This is a genomic window from Portibacter lacus (genome assembly GCF_021533215.1).
Lineage (GTDB): Bacteria > Bacteroidota > Bacteroidia > Chitinophagales > Saprospiraceae > Portibacter > Portibacter lacus.
The window spans coordinates 49,053-68,357 of the sequence record NZ_JAJNKA010000014.1; the positions used below are offsets into that span (position 1 = coordinate 49,053).

Annotated in this window: 14 protein-coding genes; 12 read left to right on the forward strand and 2 right to left on the reverse strand. The window is 37.0% G+C overall.

Annotated features, from left to right (window positions below; all coding sequences use genetic code 11):
• Positions 1 to 73: 73 nt before the first annotated feature.
• The 9 genes from L2586_RS19910 (at position 74) to L2586_RS19950 (ending at position 11,721) form a co-directional block, all read left to right on the forward strand.
• On the forward strand, positions 74 to 1,765 hold the full coding sequence (locus L2586_RS19910) for a Na/Pi cotransporter family protein (RefSeq protein ID WP_235294709.1): 1,692 nt from the start codon (positions 74 to 76) through the stop codon (positions 1,763 to 1,765).
• Positions 1,766 to 1,774: 9 nt separating this feature from the next.
• Positions 1,775 to 3,268, forward strand: a complete 1,494-nt coding sequence (locus L2586_RS19915) for an SLC13 family permease (RefSeq protein WP_235294710.1) — start codon at positions 1,775 to 1,777, stop codon at positions 3,266 to 3,268.
• Between the two features lie 211 nt (positions 3,269 to 3,479).
• Positions 3,480 to 5,117: a trypsin-like peptidase domain-containing protein gene (locus L2586_RS19920; RefSeq protein ID WP_235294711.1), complete on the forward strand. Its 1,638-nt coding sequence runs from the start codon at positions 3,480 to 3,482 to the stop codon at positions 5,115 to 5,117.
• Between the two features lie 23 nt (positions 5,118 to 5,140).
• Positions 5,141 to 5,992 (forward strand): Stp1/IreP family PP2C-type Ser/Thr phosphatase, encoded by an 852-nt coding sequence (locus tag L2586_RS19925; protein ID WP_235294712.1) that lies wholly within the window; start codon positions 5,141 to 5,143, stop codon positions 5,990 to 5,992.
• 2 nt (positions 5,993 to 5,994) lie between these two features.
• Positions 5,995 to 7,794 carry a serine/threonine-protein kinase gene (locus L2586_RS19930; protein ID WP_235294713.1) on the forward strand — a complete coding sequence of 600 codons (1,800 nt, stop codon included), beginning with the start codon at positions 5,995 to 5,997 and terminating at the stop codon, positions 7,792 to 7,794.
• 9 nt (positions 7,795 to 7,803) lie between these two features.
• On the forward strand, positions 7,804 to 8,424 hold the full coding sequence (locus tag L2586_RS19935; RefSeq protein ID WP_235294714.1) for an outer membrane beta-barrel protein: 621 nt from the start codon (positions 7,804 to 7,806) through the stop codon (positions 8,422 to 8,424).
• Positions 8,425 to 8,433: 9 nt separating this feature from the next.
• Positions 8,434 to 9,078 carry a response regulator gene (locus tag L2586_RS19940; RefSeq protein ID WP_235294715.1) on the forward strand — a complete coding sequence of 215 codons (645 nt, stop codon included), beginning with the start codon at positions 8,434 to 8,436 and terminating at the stop codon, positions 9,076 to 9,078.
• The gene (locus L2586_RS19945) at positions 9,068 to 10,840 is read left to right on the forward strand and encodes a tetratricopeptide repeat-containing sensor histidine kinase (RefSeq protein WP_235294716.1); all 1,773 of its coding nucleotides are present in this window, start codon (positions 9,068 to 9,070) and stop codon (positions 10,838 to 10,840) included. Before L2586_RS19940 ends, L2586_RS19945 begins: the two co-directional genes overlap by 11 nt.
• A gap of 71 nt (positions 10,841 to 10,911) precedes the next feature.
• Positions 10,912 to 11,721 (forward strand): alpha/beta hydrolase, encoded by an 810-nt coding sequence (locus L2586_RS19950; protein WP_235294717.1) that lies wholly within the window; start codon positions 10,912 to 10,914, stop codon positions 11,719 to 11,721.
• A gap of 31 nt (positions 11,722 to 11,752) precedes the next feature.
• On the opposite strand, the gene L2586_RS19955 is transcribed toward L2586_RS19950, so the two are convergent.
• Together L2586_RS19955 and dusB are read right to left on the reverse strand one after the other, a co-directional pair.
• The gene (locus tag L2586_RS19955; RefSeq protein WP_235294718.1) at positions 11,753 to 13,162 is read right to left on the reverse strand and encodes a CCA tRNA nucleotidyltransferase; all 1,410 of its coding nucleotides are present in this window, start codon (positions 13,160 to 13,162) and stop codon (positions 11,753 to 11,755) included.
• Positions 13,159 to 14,151, reverse strand: a complete 993-nt coding sequence (gene dusB / locus L2586_RS19960; protein ID WP_348535537.1) for a tRNA dihydrouridine synthase DusB — start codon at positions 14,149 to 14,151, stop codon at positions 13,159 to 13,161. Before dusB ends, L2586_RS19955 begins: the two co-directional genes overlap by 4 nt.
• Before the next feature lie 180 nt (positions 14,152 to 14,331).
• On the opposite strand from dusB, the gene nhaD reads away from it, so the two are divergent.
• From nhaD to L2586_RS19975, 3 genes are all read left to right on the forward strand, one after another.
• Positions 14,332 to 15,705 carry a sodium:proton antiporter NhaD gene (gene nhaD, locus L2586_RS19965; RefSeq protein ID WP_235294720.1) on the forward strand — a complete coding sequence of 458 codons (1,374 nt, stop codon included), beginning with the start codon at positions 14,332 to 14,334 and terminating at the stop codon, positions 15,703 to 15,705.
• A gap of 39 nt (positions 15,706 to 15,744) precedes the next feature.
• The gene (locus tag L2586_RS19970; RefSeq protein ID WP_235294721.1) at positions 15,745 to 18,840 is read left to right on the forward strand and encodes a WD40/YVTN/BNR-like repeat-containing protein; all 3,096 of its coding nucleotides are present in this window, start codon (positions 15,745 to 15,747) and stop codon (positions 18,838 to 18,840) included.
• 87 nt (positions 18,841 to 18,927) lie between these two features.
• Positions 18,928 to 19,260, forward strand: a complete 333-nt coding sequence (locus tag L2586_RS19975; RefSeq protein ID WP_235294722.1) for a DUF2853 family protein — start codon at positions 18,928 to 18,930, stop codon at positions 19,258 to 19,260.
• Positions 19,261 to 19,305: the final 45 nt, after the last annotated feature.

Below are 19,305 nucleotides of genomic sequence, written 5' to 3' on the forward strand. Positions count from 1 at the left end.
TATTTCTACTTGTTAAGGATAAGAGAGAGCTAGGTCATGGCTAACTTATTTTAATCTTCGTAAAGCGATTTTAATGGATTTTGGATTTTGGGGTATTTTACAAGTGGTCGGAGCGCTCTGCTTTTTTGTGTATGGGATGAAAATGATGAGCGACGGTATCCAGAGAGCAGCAGGTTCTCAATTAAGGAATATTCTTCGAACGATGACCAAAAACAGATTCCTAGGTGTAGGAACTGGTTTCCTTACGACCGCGCTTGTTCAGTCTTCTTCTGCCACAACAGTCATGACTGTTTCCTTTGTCAATGCAGGATTACTTACACTTACCGAATCCGCAGGAATTATGATGGGTGCTAATATCGGTACGACGATTACAGGATGGATTGTTTCTATATTAGGATTTAAAATAAAGCTAAGTGCTTACTCTATTCCCCTATTCGCACTAGGCGTTCCAATGTTATTTTCGGGAAGAACCAAGCTCAAATATTGGGGAGAATTTTTAATAGGGTTTGCGATATTGTTTCTTGGTTTAAGTTACTTAAAAGAAGCTGTACCTGATCTAAAAGGGAATCCCGAAGTGCTTGATTTCCTTGCAAATTTCACTAATTGGGGTATCTTATCCAGAATATTATTTGTAGCCATCGGAACATTGGTTACCGTTGTTGTGCAATCTTCATCAGCAGCAATGGCCATAACTTTGACCATGTGTGCACAGGGCTGGCTTCCATTCGAAGTAGCCGCCGCCATGATATTAGGAGAAAACATTGGAACCACCATTACGGCCGAAGTTGCCTCATTAGTTGGGAATACAAATGCAAAACGATCGGCAAGAATTCACTCTATGTTTAATATAATAGGTGTCACTTGGATGGTCATTTTACTCCCCTATTTCTTACCTGTGTTATCTAACTTAGCTCAGACTTATTTAGGGATTTCTGATCCATATACTAATGCAAGCGATATGCCTGTGGGACTCTCTGCATTTCACACTGCCTTTAACTTAATTAATGTGATTGTTATGGTTGGATTTGTTAATACGCTCGTCCGCGTGGCTATCTGGAGCGTACCAGACAAGGATGAAGAAGATGGAGAATACCGATTGAAATTTATCAGTGCAGGGATCAGAACGCCTGAACTTGCTATAGTGGAATTGCAGAAAGAAACGGTTCACTTTGGAGAGGTGACGAGTAGAATGTCTACATTCACGAAAGAATTAATCAATACCACAGAGGCGAGTGTCCAGAAAAAATTATATAAAAAACTCCGTAAATATGAAAAGATTACGGATCGCATGGAAATTGAAATTACGGAATACATTACTAAATTAACCAATCAAGAAATTACACCTCGAACAGGTCAGAAATTGCGAAGTATATTAAATGTTTGTAATGATCTAGAAAGAATCGGAGACATCTACTACCAGATATCTAAGACGATCGAACTGAAAAACGAGAATAAGAATTACTTCCTCCCAGAGCAACGGAATAAATTAAATCAGATGATAGATTTAGTGGACACTGCCTTCGAAGAAATGAATAAAAACCTTAATAACGATCACTTTGATAAGGTGGATATTTCAGGTGCTACTCAGATCGAAAAGGATATCAATAAGTTTAGAAATAAACTAAGAAAGGAAAATCAGTCTAATTTAGGAACCATAGGATATACGGTCGAAGCTGCTATGATTTATAACAATATTTTCTCTTCGTTAGAGAAAATTGGTGATCATATCATGGGAATCAATGAATCGATCATAGGAGAAGTATAGCTCATATAAATGGTAAGCATTAAAAAGATAGCACTCGGAAAGACTATTGGAATTATTTTAGGTCCACTTTCTTTTATATGCATATTGCTATTTGTAAAACCAGAAGGACTGAGTTCAAGCGGTGTAGCCGTTCTAGCGAGTACAGCCTGGATTGCCATATGGTGGATTACGGAAGCATTGCCTATAGCCGTTACTTCTTTGCTTCCTATTATTTTGTTTCCACTTACAAATGCTGTTACTATTGCTGAAACCACGCAAAGCTATGGACATAAATATGTCTTCCTTTATATCGGTGGATTCATTCTAGCGATTGCCATCGAAAAGTGGAATCTGCATAAGAGAATTGCCTTAACCATCATCAAATTTATAGGTACAAATGTAAAACTCATTATCCTCGGATTTATGGTCGCAACGGCATTCTTATCCATGTGGATCAGTAACACTGCTACTTCTATTATGATGCTGCCTATCGGGCTGGCCATCATTACTCAACTCAAAGATAATCCTAACACCATTGCCAATGAAAATTTAATCTTTGGTAAAGCACTGATGCTCTCTATTGCCTACAGCGCCTCCATCGGCGGAATTTCTACGTTAATTGGCACACCACCAAACTTAGTGCTGGCTGGAATTCTAGACAACTTATATGGCATCGAAATAACTTTTACACAGTGGATTATTATTGGCTTACCAATATCAATTATCTTATTAATGATCTGTTGGAAATATTTAACAGAGTTTGCATTTAAAATAAACAAGAAAGAGTTTCCTGGTGGCAAAAGTGAAATACAACGACAGATTAGTACACTAGGGAAAATTACCTACGAAGAAAAAATGGTTCTAATTGTTTTCGCCTCAACCGCATTCGCATGGATATCGAGATCTTTTCTCCTTCAGAAATTTATTCCAGGAATAGACGACACCATCATTGCCATTGCTGCAGCGATTGTTCTTTTCATCCTACCTGCTTCAAAGGTAAAAAATCGACGGATCTTGCTCTGGGAAGAAGCAGTTCGGATTCCGTGGGGTATTCTGCTATTATTCGGTGGCGGCCTAGCTATTGCAACTGGTTTCAAAGAAACTGGCTTAGCAGAATGGATCGGTGCTCAACTAACGCTATTAGAAGGTTTCTCTCTTATCTTTTTGCTTATTATTTTAATAGCAGCTATTAATTTCTTAACGGAGATTACTTCAAATTTAGCAACTACGGCAATGATGCTACCTATTCTAGCTCCTTTAGCACTTGGACTAAATGTGCATCCTTATATTCTAATGATCGGAACGACCTTAGCTGCTTCCTGTGCATTTATGCTTCCAGTCGCTACACCGCCAAATGCTGTTGTATTTGGCTCTGGTTATATCAAAATCATCGATATGCTTAAGGCTGGATTCTTGATGAATATCATTTCTATTTTAATCATAACAATCGTTACCTATTTCTTACTTCCAGTGCTTTGGGATTTTGATCCATTAGTCTTTCCTTTAGACTGGATAAAAAACTAAAATCATTACTATTCGCCTTCCTATCTCTTCACGATTAAGCTCTAGTACTTAACGGTCCCACTCACTTCCCTCACCACTTCCCTACCCTTTTCTATAGGTAAACCTATAGAGTGAAATATCAGTTTTCTTTTCAAGATTACAGGTTTATATCTATTTAATATTGCCTGCCATCCCTCCATATTTGTGATATCAAAAAACAAATAATTATATTATGAAAACATCACAAATAATTTTAAAACATACCTCTGGCTCAAGAGCTAATCAAAATGAATCATTCGATTATAACTCAACTAAAGAAATAAAGATAGGGCGAGCAGACGATGCCCAATTAAAATTTGCTAATGATGAAGAAGGCGGTGTAAGCAGAAATCATGCAGTCATTAGCAAAGGAAGTACAGACGGACAATTTTTCATAGAAGACCTTAACAGTCTTAACGGGGTTATTGTCAATGGAGTTAAGATAAGCGGTAAGCAAGAAATCTTTGTTGATGACATCATTCAACTGGGTTTCAAGGGTCCTAAATTTGTATTTGATCTAAATCCCAGACCTGTATATCAGAAAGCAACAGAATTGATGTCCGTTCCAGCAGCCACAGAAGCCTATGAAGTTGCTCCTGCTCACGAACCAGTTCAAAAAGTAGGGATCGGTAAAGAAACTTTCGAAAGAGCCATCACTACTGAAAGAAAGAAATCAACAAAAACACTGGTTAATTCCATGGTCGTATTAGTATGTTTATGTGCTATTCTTGGGTTCACATTTAAGGATAAAATATTCAAGACTGAACACACAACTACCACTAATATTATAGAAAAAGAAGAGTGGAGGCCTGATGTCATCGCAGCTAATAATATGGACAAGGTTATGTTCATAGAATTAGGTTACAACTTAATACATACGGGAACTTCTGATATGGTTTATCACCAATATATGCAGATAGAGGACCCGAAAACAAAACAAGTTTCAACAGTTGCAGTCTACATACAGAATAATCAGGGAGAGTTAGAACCACTTCTAGGACTTAAGAAAAATACTCCAATAGGCGCCCCTATTGCTCAAGCAGGAATTTCAGGTTCAGGTTTTGTGGTAGATGAAGATGGATTCATTATGACGAATAAGCATGTAGCAGCACCTTGGACGTCAACTTATACTTTCCCACAAGAAGCTCAGACTGGGATGTTAATCGAATTCGTGGACAATGAATGGCAACTTACCAGAGAAGTTCGAGCGCCACAAAGATGGATTCCTGCTAACACTACTTTCTTTGGTCGCAAGCCAGTGAGTGGTAAATTATTAACCGGAGAACATTCATATCTAGACGTCACGTTTGCAAAGTCTGAGCAGAGAACCCCTGCTAAGATATCTAGAGTCAGTGAAGTACATGATGTGGCATTACTAAAAGTAGACATGATCGGTGATCTAGAAAAAGTCCTTCTACCTTCGTCAAGTGAAGAATTAGTCTTAGGCCAAAAGGTAGCAGTTATGGGATACCCAGGACTTTCGCCGAATGGGGTTATTGTTTCTCAGTCTGATAATCCGATGTATGAAAACAGAGTATCGATGGTTCCTGATCCAACATTAACAGATGGTTTAGTTAGTAAGGTTATCAGAAATGCAGATAATGCAAGCTTAGATTCTAAAGACTATTACAGCTTCTATGGAGAACATTATCAACTTAACATTTCTGAAACAGGTGCTGGAAATAGTGGTGGACCAGTATTTAACAAAGATGGCCAAGTCGTAGGTATCTTCTCTTCGATGATGATGGATTACCAAGGCACCAAAATCACCTTTGCAATTCCGATCAAATACGGGCTCGAATTAATGGGTAATCGCAAAGTCATTAAATAATATACTTCATCAAATCATCTATTATGATCTTCTCATTCTTTCGGAAAAACAACACTCATAACGCCCAAAACACCAATTGTAATCCAGTATCATATTCGGCTGTCGCTTCTTCAGACGTTGGATCAGTTAGAGAAAACAATGAGGATAAAGTGCTCTTTATCAAACCCTACGACAAAGATGTGCTACAGCAAAAAGGGATGTTAGGAATTGTTGCCGATGGAATGGGTGGTCATAATTGCGGAGAGATCGCATCGCAGATTGCTGTAGATGTAATTTCTAAGCAATACTATCAATCGAAATTAGAAATATTAGAAGCGCTAGAAATGTCCTTTATTTCCGCTAATCAGAAGATATTTAAGAAAGCTGCTAAGAATGAAAATCAAAAAGGTATGGGAACAACATGCACTGCTGTAGTCCTTCACCAAAGGGATTTATACCTCGCACATGCAGGTGATAGCCGAGCATATTTAGTCAATAAAAATAGTGTGAAAAAACTTTCTACAGATCATACTTACGTGCAATTCCTTCTTGATAACGGTGTTATCAATGAATCCCAAATGAGTAATCATCCAGAAAGAAATGTAATCACAAAATCCATGGGCACTCAGAAAACTCTTATTCCAGATATTTTAAAATTTGAAAATATCCTTCATGAAGACGATCTCATTTTTCTATGCTCTGACGGTTTATATGAATACATCAAAGAACCTGAAATCCAAGAATATGTACTCAATAACTCCATTTTTGATGCAGCTGAACAAATGATTCAAGTAGCTAAAACCAGAGGCGGTCATGATAACATAAGTGTTCTAATCATAAAGCAATCAGCACCTGAAAACGAAAATTTATTAAGCGTAACTCAAGAAATGAAATAGTCATGATTGGCAGTAGAATAGCAAATTTTCAAATTGTAGAAGAACTTGGATCAGGCGGAATGGGAACGGTGTATAAAGCTCGTGATATTAATCTGAAGAGATTCGTAGCCGTGAAAGTTCTAAATCAAAACCTCTTAAAAAAGGATAACAATTACAAGCGATTCAAAAATGAGGCAGAAATATCTGCTCAGATGAATCACCCTAATGTAGCCACGCTCTTTAATTTTATAGAAGCAGATAATAAAGCCTACATTATCATGGAATATGTAGATGGAAAGACACTGGAAGCTTTACTAGATGAAAAAGGTGCACTTAATAAAAAACAATGCGTGGATATCACCATCCAGATTTTAAAAGGACTTTCAGCTGCACACCGCTTAAACATCCTTCATCGAGACTTGAAGCCTGCTAACATCATGATCGACAAACATGGCTTTGTAAAAATTATGGACTTCGGCATAGCGCTAATGGAGAATACGACTAGGCTAACTACTCAAAATAAGGTCATCGGAACCATAGAATACATGGCGCCAGAATTATTCTCAGGATCTTTACCGACCACCGGCTCTGATCTCTATGCAGTAGGCATTATGTTATTCGAAATGTTAACTGGTAAATCATTGTTTCAGGCAGATAGTGAAGCATCATTAATGTATCAAATCCTGCATAACAACCCAAAAATAGACCTCAAGCCAGCTAAGAAAAGTCTTGAATCTGTCGTGAGTAAACTAGTCCACAAGAATATTAAAAAACGTTATGAACACACAAGTGATGTAATTATTGACCTAGAAAAAAAGCTAGCAAAAGACCCAGTGGTTAGCCCTATTAAACTTCCAGATCTTAACCCTGTATTTCTCAGAATAAAAAACAAGCTTAGATCTAAAACTAACTTCCTCAAATTAGATAACGTTGTTAAAATATCTAATAATCCTGCTCCCAAATTTGACTTATTCAAATTTGTAAACAAACGTCTACTCATCGCTTGTCTTCTTCTTAGTACAGTGATCATTTTAATTGCTTCCTTTTCTAAACCAAAACCTTCTAAACAAATCTCTAAATTAGAAGTGGATTCAGGAGTGTCGCTTTACCCAAATAATAGTGTACAACAGAATATCTATGAACCTGAACCAATCGTGTATTTAGATCCTGATCCTTCTCATAAGAATGACTTAGAAATTGAAAAAAACAATCTTTCCCCGAGTAAATCTAAAAAAACAAAAGATTCAGAATTAGAGACCAAAAAAGTGGTCACAGAATCTGTAGAACCAGTAAAGAAACCAACAAATTCCCCAGACGCCGATAAACAGCCTGAAGAAGAAATCAAAAGAACTACAGTTCCAGCAACACCAGAAATAGAAGAAAAAACTGAAAAGCTTAGTCCTCCAGAACCTTCACCTTCCCAACCTAAAGAAAGAGTTGAAAAAAGCAAAACAGAATCCGTTTCAGTTATGCTCCGTGAGCAAAAAATCAGCTTACTTTTTAATCAGTCTATCAGCAGTAAATCTTCAGAACTCGGTCAGATCTGTATGCTACAAACGAATGAAAATATCATTATCGATGGTCATATTGTCATTGCTAAAAATGCACCTGTTAAAGCTGTGGTGAGAAAGAAGAGAGCTGGTAATAATGGGAAGGTAAAATTCGGAATTGTATTCAAGGAAGTCCAAGCCGTTAATGGCAAATGGATCACACTTAAATATCCAGAATATACAGACATTCAGAAAGATGAAGTCATCTTCGAAAAAGGCAGGATCGTTAATAATGTCACGGTCCAATCATCGAGACTAAACATAAATATTTAAATATAAAACATGAAATCAGCATTTTACATATTATTATTTATTACAATATCTATTAATCTGCAAGCCCAAGATGTAAGGTCTAGTGTTTCTGGCTTTTCAGCAGAACTTGACCTTTCCTATGGTGAATGGCATACTTCTAGCTTTTTCCTTGGGAACTTAGCAGAATTGGAGCCAATCGGAGGTGGATTACAATTTAAAATCGGATATGGATTTCGAGAGCGGATCGAAGTTTTTGCAGCTTACACCACTATGAATTACAATATTAGTGATGAATGGGATCGCTTTATTAATAACAACATTAAAGTAGGAGCTAGACTACATTTTGGAGCGACGTTGAAACGAATGAGACCTTATATTGAGGTAGGCATTACCAATAATAAATTTTTAATGGATCCGATTTATATAGATATAGAAGGTCCTTATGAATTAGACCTAAGCGGAATAGGAATTGCTCCAGGAGGTGGCATCAATTACTTTATTACTCCAAATTTGGCTGCTCATTTGAATATCGCATTTGCTTTTGGTAATTTCAGTAGTGCAGAAATTTCAGGCCAGAGAAATGAATTTGATGAAAATCTAGATTATACATTTTTTAATGTCGGCCTAGGAATGTCTTACTTTTTACAATAAATTTGAACCATGCCCATAAGAATATTTCTAGTAGATGATCATAAAATAATTTTAGATAGCCTCAGTATGTTGCTAGGCATGATCGAGAATTTTGAAATTGTCGGAACATGTTATGATTCCAGACTTGTCATCGATGAAATCAAAGAATTAAAAATCGATGTATTGATCACGGATCTTTCCATGCCTTCCTTAGACGGAATTCAGCTCAGCTTCAAGTTGAAAGAAGCCTATCCCGATCTTAAAATACTTATGCTCACTGTAAATGACGATACCTCACTCATCGTCGATGCGTTTCAAGCAGGAATTTCTGGATATGTTATGAAGAAGGCTGGCCGTGCGGAGATGGAAAAGGCCATACGGACTGTGAATGATGGAGATCTTTATTACAGCCAAGAAGTAATGCGCGTCATTTTAGCTGGAAAAGGAGTTGATTTAGAAGTAGAACAAATCAAATTATTAACAAAGCGTGAAATCCAAATCATCAAATTAATGCTGCAAGAGAAGTCATCTGCTGAAATTGCTGATGAGCTCTTCATTTCTCCAGGAACAGTAGAAACTCACCGACATAATATTTATAAAAAGCTAGAAGTGAGGAGTGTTGTAGGTCTAGTAAAATTTGGAATCAAACACAATCTGCACATTGATGAACATTAAATTGACAATCTTTTTCTTGTTATTCACTTTCATGGTCAATGGGCAGTTGAGTTTGCAAGATTCCTTATTTTTAAAGAAGGTAGAAAAACATTTGCCTATTATCAGAAACGGCAATTTTTTATCACAAAAGTACCTGGATACTTTAATCGAAATTCAAAGTAATAGTTCTTCAGAATTTAAAGAAGGCCTTGTGCAGCAAATTCAAGGAACTTACTGGCAAAGTAAAGGAGATCACGAGAAAACGCTGTGGCACTTTAGCAAAGCGGAACAGATATTAGGTCAATGTTGTCCATTGACGAATGAATATATAAATTCAGTTATTGGTTCTGGTTTCGCTCTTTCAAGCGCAGGATTAATAAATTATGATACCACCTATTTTATAAAAGGATCTAATAAAATTAGAAAGGGTTATCGCCAATCTAAAAAACTAGGCAATCGATACAATGAGTTAATGTGTCTTGATTTTATCGGTGATTACAACTACTATTCAGCTTATCAAGTAGAAAATATGGATAGTGCTCTATATTACTACACCTTACTTGAAAAGGAGTTAGGTCCAGGTCCTGATTCTAGTTACCGGTTCGTAGAAAGTAAACACAATATGGCCAATGTCTACAGAAGACTAGGTGAAGATGAACTTTCAGAAAAGTACTTTAATGAGTCTATTGAATTGTCCAGTAAATACGGCTATAACGATATCCTTTTTGCCATTTTGGGTGATAAAGCAGAGGTCTTAGAAGAAGACGGCAAACATAAAGAGACACTTGAGCTTAGATTAAAGTCTTACAATTATGTACTAAAAACGAACGATCCAGAGTATATCAATAGAATAGATCGACAGTTATACCGGAGTTATAAAAACTTGAACAATCCTGAAAAAGCACTAGAATATCTTGAGAAATATAATCAAGGTATCCAGAATATGAATAAGAGTGGTGCTCTTAAACTCCAGGCAGAATTAGAGAAACAATTAGAAATAGATCAACAAGAACTTGAAATTGCAAGACTTGAAAATAAAAATCTAGGGATCACTAGAAACTATCTAATCCTCTTAGCTGGATTATCCTTGTTGATCATGGGATTCATGTATTGGGCCTACAGACGATTAAGAAAGAGTAATATAAAATTGACCCAGAAAAACAAAGAGATTCTAATGGCGCAGATGAAGGGACAGAATATAGAGAGAAAGAGAATGGCTGGTGAATTGCATGATAACTTGAATACAAAAATAGCAGCTGTACGTTACAGACTAGAAGCTCAAGCTCTTGCCGCGGTAGACCAAAATAAAAAAATGTTCGATGAGACACTCGCATTGGTTAATGATATTTATGAAGATGTCCGGTTAATTTCGCATAATCTGATGCCTGAAACAGTAGAAGAAATCGGATTACTTCCTTCTTTACAGAAATTAATCCATACGCTAAATGATAATGATCATACTAAATTCCACCTTGTTTCCAGTATCGAAAAAGAGAAAGATCTAGAGGCTTATTCCTATCAACTCTATAATATAATCTTCGAAATGATTAACAATATTCTTAAGCATTCTAAAGCAAAGAATGCTTGGATCAGTCTATCGCAATTGGATTCAAAAGTGAATGTTACCGTAAGTGATGATGGACAAGGGTTCGATGTTAATGAAAACATGGGTGGCTTCGGTCTTAAGAGTATCAATTCCAGAGTAGAACAACTCAATGGACATTATACAATTCAGAGCAATCCCGGCGAAGGCACTAAATATATGATAGAGATTCCTATCTAGCTCATTTTTTTACCACTAAAAATTAATCTCTCTGATTTTTATTATGATCTTTAGTGTTCAATAAGAAATTCATGAAGATAAGACTCATTCTCTTTTTACTGATTTGCAATACTGCAATTGCTTATGCATTCCAAGTAGACACCCTGATTATTCAAAGTCAGTCGATGAACAAATCGATCAAGAATTTGGTAATTGTTCCTGATCAATATGAATCTCAAGAAGAAAGTTTTCCCGTATTGTATTTACTTCATGGAGCAACGGGTGATCATACCTCATGGCTCAGCATTTTACCCAATTTAGCAGAATTCGCCACTAAATACAAAATGATCATTGTCTGTCCTAATGGAGACCCTTATAGCTGGTATTTTGATAGCCCAGTTGATTCAGCTTTTCGATATGAAACCTATGTTTCGAAGGAATTGATCAAGGTCATCGATGACAAGTACAAAACAATTAGAAATAAATCAGGACGTGCAATCACAGGCTTAAGCATGGGAGGCCATGGCGCATTTTATCTTGCCTTCAGAAACCAAGATATCTATGGAGCCGCGGGTAGCATGAGTGGAGGAGTTGATATACGACCTTTTCCTAAAGGGTGGGACTTGAATAAACGATTAGGTGAATACGCTGAAAATAAGAAAAACTGGGAGCAGCATACGGTCATCAATATGGTGCACTTGCTTAATGGCAGTAATTTAAAACTCATCTTCGATTGTGGTGTGGATGATTTCTTTTATGATGGCAATAATAGATTGCATGAAAAATTATTGCAACGACGTATTCCGCATGATTATATAGAGCGACCAGGAAAACACGATTCTAAATATTGGGCTAATTCTATGAAGTATCAATTTTTATTCTTCAGTGATTACTTTAAATGATCGGTTTAATATTATATAAATTGGATAACACCTACCCTACTCCAAATTCTTCACCTTTTTTAAGCATGTAGGCAAATGCCGCATTGTAATCATTCTCGATGTCCCCGTCTAAAATAGCTTCTCTGATAGCGGATTTAATATTTCCAACGATTCTCGAAGGTGGAATATGAAAATGTTCCATAATGATCTCACCAGAAATCGGTGGTTCCCAATTTCTAAGGTGATCTTTCGATTCTACTTCTTTCAGCTTTAGAATAACTTTCTCGTAATTCTTTAAGTAACGAACGACTTTAGCTTCATTCTTAGAAGTAATATCTGCCTTGCATAAAGTCATTAAATCATCGATGTCATCTCCAGCGTCAAAAAGCAAGCGCCTAATTGCTGAATCAGTGATTTCTTCTTTTGTAAGCGCAATCGGACGAAGATGCAATCGTACCAATTTCTGAACATATTTCAGTTTATGGTCTAGTGGTAGCTTTAATCGTTTGAAAATTTTAGCGGCCATTCTTTCTCCTACAACTTCATGACCATGAAAAGTCCATCCAGCCTTGTCATTGAAACGCTTAGTAGGAGGCTTCGCAATATCATGAAGGATTGCAGCCCACCGAAGCCAAAGATTATCTGTATGTTTTGAGATATTATCTAACACTTCTAGTGTATGATAGAAGTTGTCTTTATGTCCTTTCCCATTTCGAATCTCAACACCTTTTAGCGCTTGCATTTCAGGAAAAAAGAAGGGCAGCAATCCAGTTTCTTCTAGCATTTTAAAACCTCTAGAAGGCGTTGGAGACAGAATAATTTTGTTTAATTCCGTAGTGATTCTTTCCTTAGAAATAATAGATATTCTGGATTTAAACTCACTCAATGCTTTATAGGTCGTTGGCTCAATTTCAAAATCCAATTGAGTAGCAAACCTTATTGCGCGGAGCATTCTAAGCGGATCATCAGAGAATGTTTTCCCAGGTTCGAGCGGAGTTTTGATCGTCTTATTCTCTAGGTCAATAAGCCCTTCGAATGGATCCACTAAACTCCCAAAATCCTCTTTATTTAAACTGACAGCTAGTGCATTAATCGTGAAGTCTCTTCGATTCTGATCATCTTCCAGACTTCCGCTTTCTATGGCAGGTTTTCTGGAATCCGATCGGTAAGATTCCTTCCGCGCACCTACAAATTCAATTTCTAAATCTTTGTGCTTGATCATCGCTGTACCAAACCTTTGATAAACCACTAATCTAGGTATTGGCTTTAATTTACCAGCTAATTGCTGAGCGAGTTTTATACCGCTTCCTACACAGACAATGTCCATATCTTTCGATGGACGGTTTAATAAGCGATCTCTCACATATCCACCTACGACATATGTAGGGTAACCTAATTCTTCTGCACAATCTCCGATCAATTCGAAAATTTTCCTTTCGTATTTCTGAATTCTAAATATCATACGGTTACATGATCTGCATAGCGCTCTCTAATCGTTTCTAATGTGTCTTCTAGCTCATTTATATCATGTGAAGTCACCAGAACTGCTCGAAAAGGCTTAATATGTGGATAACCTCTAAAATAATTTGTATAATGTCTTCTCATTTCTAGGATTCCTAAAACTTCTCCCTTCCATTCAAGACTTTTCTTCAAGTGTTGTTTTGCAGCATCTACTCTTTCATCTATAGTAGGTGGTGCGAGTTCTTCACCTGTTTTAAAGTAATGCTTAATTTCTCTAAATATCCATGGATTGCCAATGCTTGCTCTTCCGATCATGATTCCGTCCACACCATATCTATTCTTATATTCTAAGGCTTTAGGCCCAGAATCTATGTCCCCATTACCGAAAATCGGGATATGTACTCTTGGATTCTCTTTGATTTTACCAATCAGAGACCAGTCAGCCTCTCCTTTGTACATTTGTTTTCTAGTCCTTCCGTGGATCGATAACGCTTTAATCCCCACATCTTGCAGTCTTTCTGCAACCTCTTCTATAAACTTTGTATTATCATCCCATCCAAGTCTTGTCTTCACGGTCACGGGAAGATTCGTACTTTTCACAATATGATCTGTGAGCTTAACCATCTTGTCGATGTCTTGCAGAATTCCAGCTCCAGCCATCTTACAGGTTACCTTTTTCACTGGGCAACCGAAATTGATATCTAGTAATTCTGGTTCAGCTTCTTCTACGATTGCCGCAGCGCGAGCCATAGAATCTAATTCCGCTCCGAAGATCTGAATACCGATAGGCCTTTCATCATCATAGATGTCCAGTTTCTGGACACTTTTAGTAGCATCCCGGATAAGACCTTCCACAGAGATGAACTCTGTATACATCATATCACAACCTTGTTGCTTGCACAACGCGCGAAAAGGAGGATCGCTTACATCCTCCATCGGAGCAAGTAATAATGGGAATTCTCCTAGCTCTGTTTTACCTATTTTGACCAAGTTTATTTCTTTTTGAATCCACAAAAATAAGGCTATTTTTCTAAAGTCATAGAATAACCTGCTCAATAACAAAATCTCCTATTGACATAAGTCTATATTTTATATTTATTCAAAAAATAATATTGTCAAAATTTTTAGTTAGTCTAGTAAATCTTTATGTTTCCGTAAAATTAGCCAACTATGTTTTTAGCTATTGTTCTATGTTTTATTCTTGGATATATTGCTATCGTCCTTGAACACCCTTTAAAATTAGATAAAACCGTACCTGCTCTTATTATGGGTGCTCTGTGTTGGGCATTTCTTGCAGTAGGATTTCATAAAGGTTTAATAACTGCAATCGATACACACGAAAATCTTTGGTCTCTTGCTGGCATTACAGACCATGCAGGGGAAGCTTATCTGCATAACGAAGAAGGTTTCGTGAATGGATTACTTCACCACTTAGGAAAAACAGCGGAAATCCTCGTTTTCTTGATTGGAGCAATGACCATCGTCGAGATTATTGATCTTCATAGAGGATTTGATATCTTAAAAGGTTGGGTAAAAACAAAAAATAAAAGAAAGCTGCTTTGGATAATCGGAGTATTAGCCTTTATCCTTTCTGCTATTATAGATAACTTAACGGCAACGATTGTTCTAGTTACTTTATTGAGAAAAATATTCCACGACAGAGAGACGAGAATATGGTATGCTTCGATGGTCGTTATTGCTGCAAACGCAGGTGGAGCTTGGTCGCCGATCGGTGATGTAACTACAACGATGTTATGGATAGGCAAGAAAGTAAGTACACTAGGATTAATTGAATGGTTAGTTATTCCTTCTGTAATATGTTTTGTTGTACCATTCGCGATTGCGAGTTTCATGAAACCATTCAGAGGAGAAATTGTCATTCCTGACGATCATGAAGAAGTAGACCGCTTATTAAGTAGTAAGACCATGTTATTCTTAGGTCTTGGTGCCATTGTATTTGTACCGTTTTTCAAAACATTTACCCACCTACCTCCCTATATAGGTATGATGCTTAGTATGGGAGTGGTCTGGCTAGTATCGGAATACATACACCCTGAAGAGGATTTTGACGAAGATAAAAAGATACTGTACTCAGCACACAAAGCGCTGAGTAGGATAGAAATGTCTAGTATTTTATTCTTTTTAGGAATATTAATGGCCGTAGGTGCACTTGAAACATTAGCTGTGGATGGTGTAGGAACCTTACGTTATTTAGCTGAATTGCTAGAAAATGCAATCCCGAATCAAGATATCGTGATCATGCTGTTAGGTGTCGGTTCTGCAATAATTGATAATGTGCCACTAGTAGCCGCTTCGATGGGTATGTATGATCAACCTATGGATGCAAAATTATGGCACTTTATTGCTTATGCTGCAGGAACGGGAGGATCTATGTTGATTATTGGATCTGCCGCTGGAGTTGCTGCGATGGGTATGGAAAAAATAGACTTTATTTGGTATGTTAAAAAGATCAGTTGGTTAGCAGCAGTCGGATTCGTAGCAGGTAGTATAGTGTTCTTAGGCCTATACAGCGTATTGCATTAAGATGATTTAAAATCATTCCACTACATAAATAAATCAAGTATGAAAGCCATCATTTCTTATGCACTAAGCGTAATGCTTTTGATATTCTTCAATGTCAATTCTTCTTACGGTCAGAACGAACAAGAATCAATTTTAAAGTCGGTAGAATATCGATTATTAGGACCTTTTAGAGGGGGAAGATCTTGTGCTGTTGTTGGTGTACAAAGAAAAGATAACCTTTTTTACTTCGGAAGTACTGGAGGTGGAGTATGGAAAACAATGGATGGTGGAAGGTCATGGGATAATATATCAGATGGCTTTTTCGGTGGAAGTATCGGCGCCATTGCCGTTGCGGAATCTGATGATAATGTGATCTATGTCGGTGGAGGAGAAAAGACGGTTCGAGGTAATGTTTCTTATGGTTATGGCATGTGGAAGTCTGAAAACGCTGGAGAAACGTGGTCCCACATTGGCTTAGACGATTCTCGTCATATCAGCCGGATAAGGATTCATCCTGAAAATTCAGAGATTGTATTTGCTGCAGTGATGGGAGATTTATATAAGGATTCTGAAGAACGCGGAGTTTATAAAAGCACAGATGGAGGTAAAACATGGAAAAAAACACTTTTTGCCAATGCTTCTTCTGGAGCAGTAGATCTAATTATCGATCCTCATAATTCCAGAGTGCTATATGCTTCCACTTGGACTATCAGAAGAACTCCTTATTCCCTAGAAAGCGGTGGAGAAGGATCTGCTATATGGAAAAGTACTGATAGTGGGGAAACTTGGGAAAATATCTCAGAAAATGAAGGATTACCTGAGGGCGTATGGGGAATATCGGGCATTACTGTTTCACCTGTAAAGCGAAATAGGATTTATGCATTAATAGAAAATAAAGATGGTGGAGTATATAGATCCGATGATGGTGGAAAAACCTGGACTAAGACCAATGATGATAGAAGTTTAAGACAGCGGGCTTGGTATTATACACGAATCTACGCTGATACACAAGATGAAGATGGACTTTTCGTGGTCAATGTATCTTATCACAAATCAAAAGATGCAGGAAAATCATTTAAATCTTACGGTGCACCACATGGTGATCACCACGACCTATGGATCGATCCATCGAATAATAAACGTATGATTATTGCAGATGATGGTGGGGCACAAGTAAGTTTCGATGGTGGAGAGACTTGGAGTACTTATCATAATCAACCTACTGCTCAGTTTTATAGAGTAACTACTGATAATCATTTCCCATATCGCATATATGCTGCACAGCAAGATAATAGCACTGTAAGGATATCTCATCGTACAGACGGTAGAAGCATCGGCGAATCAGACTGGGAATCGACAGCAGGTGGTGAATCTGCGCATATTGCAGTTGACCCTAAAGATGATGAAATCGTATACGGTGGAAGTTATGGCGGATTTCTTACCAGAGTAAATCACAGAACAGGATCTAGAAGAGGGATCAATGTCTGGCCTGACAACCCAATGGGCTATGGTGCAGAAGGAATGAAATATCGATTCCAGTGGAACTTCCCTATATTCTTTTCTAAACATAATCCTAATAAATTATATACCGCTTCTAATCACCTTCATGTAACAACAAATGAAGGACAATCATGGGAATTAATAAGCCCAGATTTAACAAGAAACGATCCTGATAAATTAAAATCTTCAGGTGGACCAATTACTCAAGACAATACCAGCGTAGAATATTACTGTACCATCTTTGCAGTTGATGAATCGCCACTTAAAGAAGGAGTCATCTGGACTGGATCTGATGATGGACTTATTCACTTAACAACTGACGGCGGGGAAAACTGGAAAAATGTTACTCCTTCTAACCTACCAGAGTGGGCTATGATTAATACCATAGAACCTGATCCATTCAATGAACAAGGTTGTTATGTTGCTGCTACCTTATATAAAAAAGGAGACTACACTCCGTATATTTATAAGACTGAAAATAACGGAAAAACATGGAAGAAAATCACTTCCGGAATTCAAGAGGACCACTTCACAAGAGTTGTAAGAGCGGATCCTAATCAAAAAGGATTATTATATGCAGGTACGGAAACAGGGATGTATATTTCATTTGATGATGGAAATTCGTGGAGTCCTTTCCAGCAGAATTTACCAATTGTTCCTATAACAGACCTTACCATTAAGAATAACAACTTAATCGTAGCTACTCAAGGACGTAGCCTCTGGATGATCGACGACCTTAATCCTGTTTATGAATTTAAAAATTTAAACAAAGCTTCTGATCTAATTTTATTTCCACCCAAAGATGTGATTCGCATGGGAGGAGGATATTCTGATAAAGTAAAAGGCGCTGGCATTAACCATCCTAATGGAGCCATCATCAATTATTATATAAAAGATTATGATGAAAAGGATACCATCAAAATGCAATTTTCAGACGAACTTGGGAATGAAATAATTACCTATTCTAATCAAGGTAAAGAAAATAAACTCAAGGTAGAAAAAGGCGCTAATCAATTCATCTGGAACCTTTACTACCCTAATGCGGAGAAATTTAAAGGCATGATCATGTGGGCTGCAAGCCTCAGAGGAGCTAGAGCGATACCAGGTAACTATTCTGTAAGCTTAAGCAAAAATGGAAAGACTGTTTCAGAAAAAATTACCATCATAGCAGATCCAAGAATGGAAAGTACTGTAGATGATTTAAAAGCTCAATTTGATTTCGTGCAAGGCATCAACGATAAAATTACAGAAGCGCACCAAGTTATTAAAGACATTCGTATCCTAAAGGAAAAGATTACTCCGTTCAAAGATAAAGAGAAGATGGATGCTGAAATTGTTGATATGGCCTCAGAAATAGATTCAACCATTTCTAACATCGAAAAAGAGCTTTACCAAACGAAAAATAGATCAGGACAAGATCCATTAAATTACCCCATAAAACTTACAAACAAATTAGGTGCCGTGGCATCAACTGCAGGATTTGGAGATTTCAGACCGACTGAACAGTCCATTGCGGTGAGAGATGAATTAATTGCTAAAATAAATGTCCAGTTGGATCTCTTTTACGATATAAGGGATAAAAAATTACCAGAACTGAATACTTTGATTCGCGAGAAAGCAGTTGATATCATATCCGTACCTGTTAAAAAAGGTTAAAAGGAGTTAAGTATTTGAAAAAGTAGTTTTTAAATATTTATATTTAATCGCATATTAATTAATTTTTGAATTTAAAATAACGTTCAAATGAGTAAGTTTGATGAAAAATTAGCTTTTTATAAAGAGCAAATGGGTAAACTTGGTATTAAAGTAGATGACCAATTGATACATGATTGCACTAAGGCGTGCGGTCCTTCTATCTACAACAAGGATGCTGAAACAGTATCTGGATCTGATCAAACAGAATTAGATAGAGTAAAGAAAAATTACTTAATCAAGAAGCTAGGATTTTCTGCTAGTGATGATTTAGATGGCATGGTGAATTATGCTGTTGAAAAAATGGGAAAAAGTAACAGAAACAAATACAGAGCGATTTTTTACTACCTTCTATCTCAGAAGTCTGGAAAATCTCCTGCATAAGAATTACGTTCCATTAGGATGTAAAATGAGAACCCAATGAAGCTG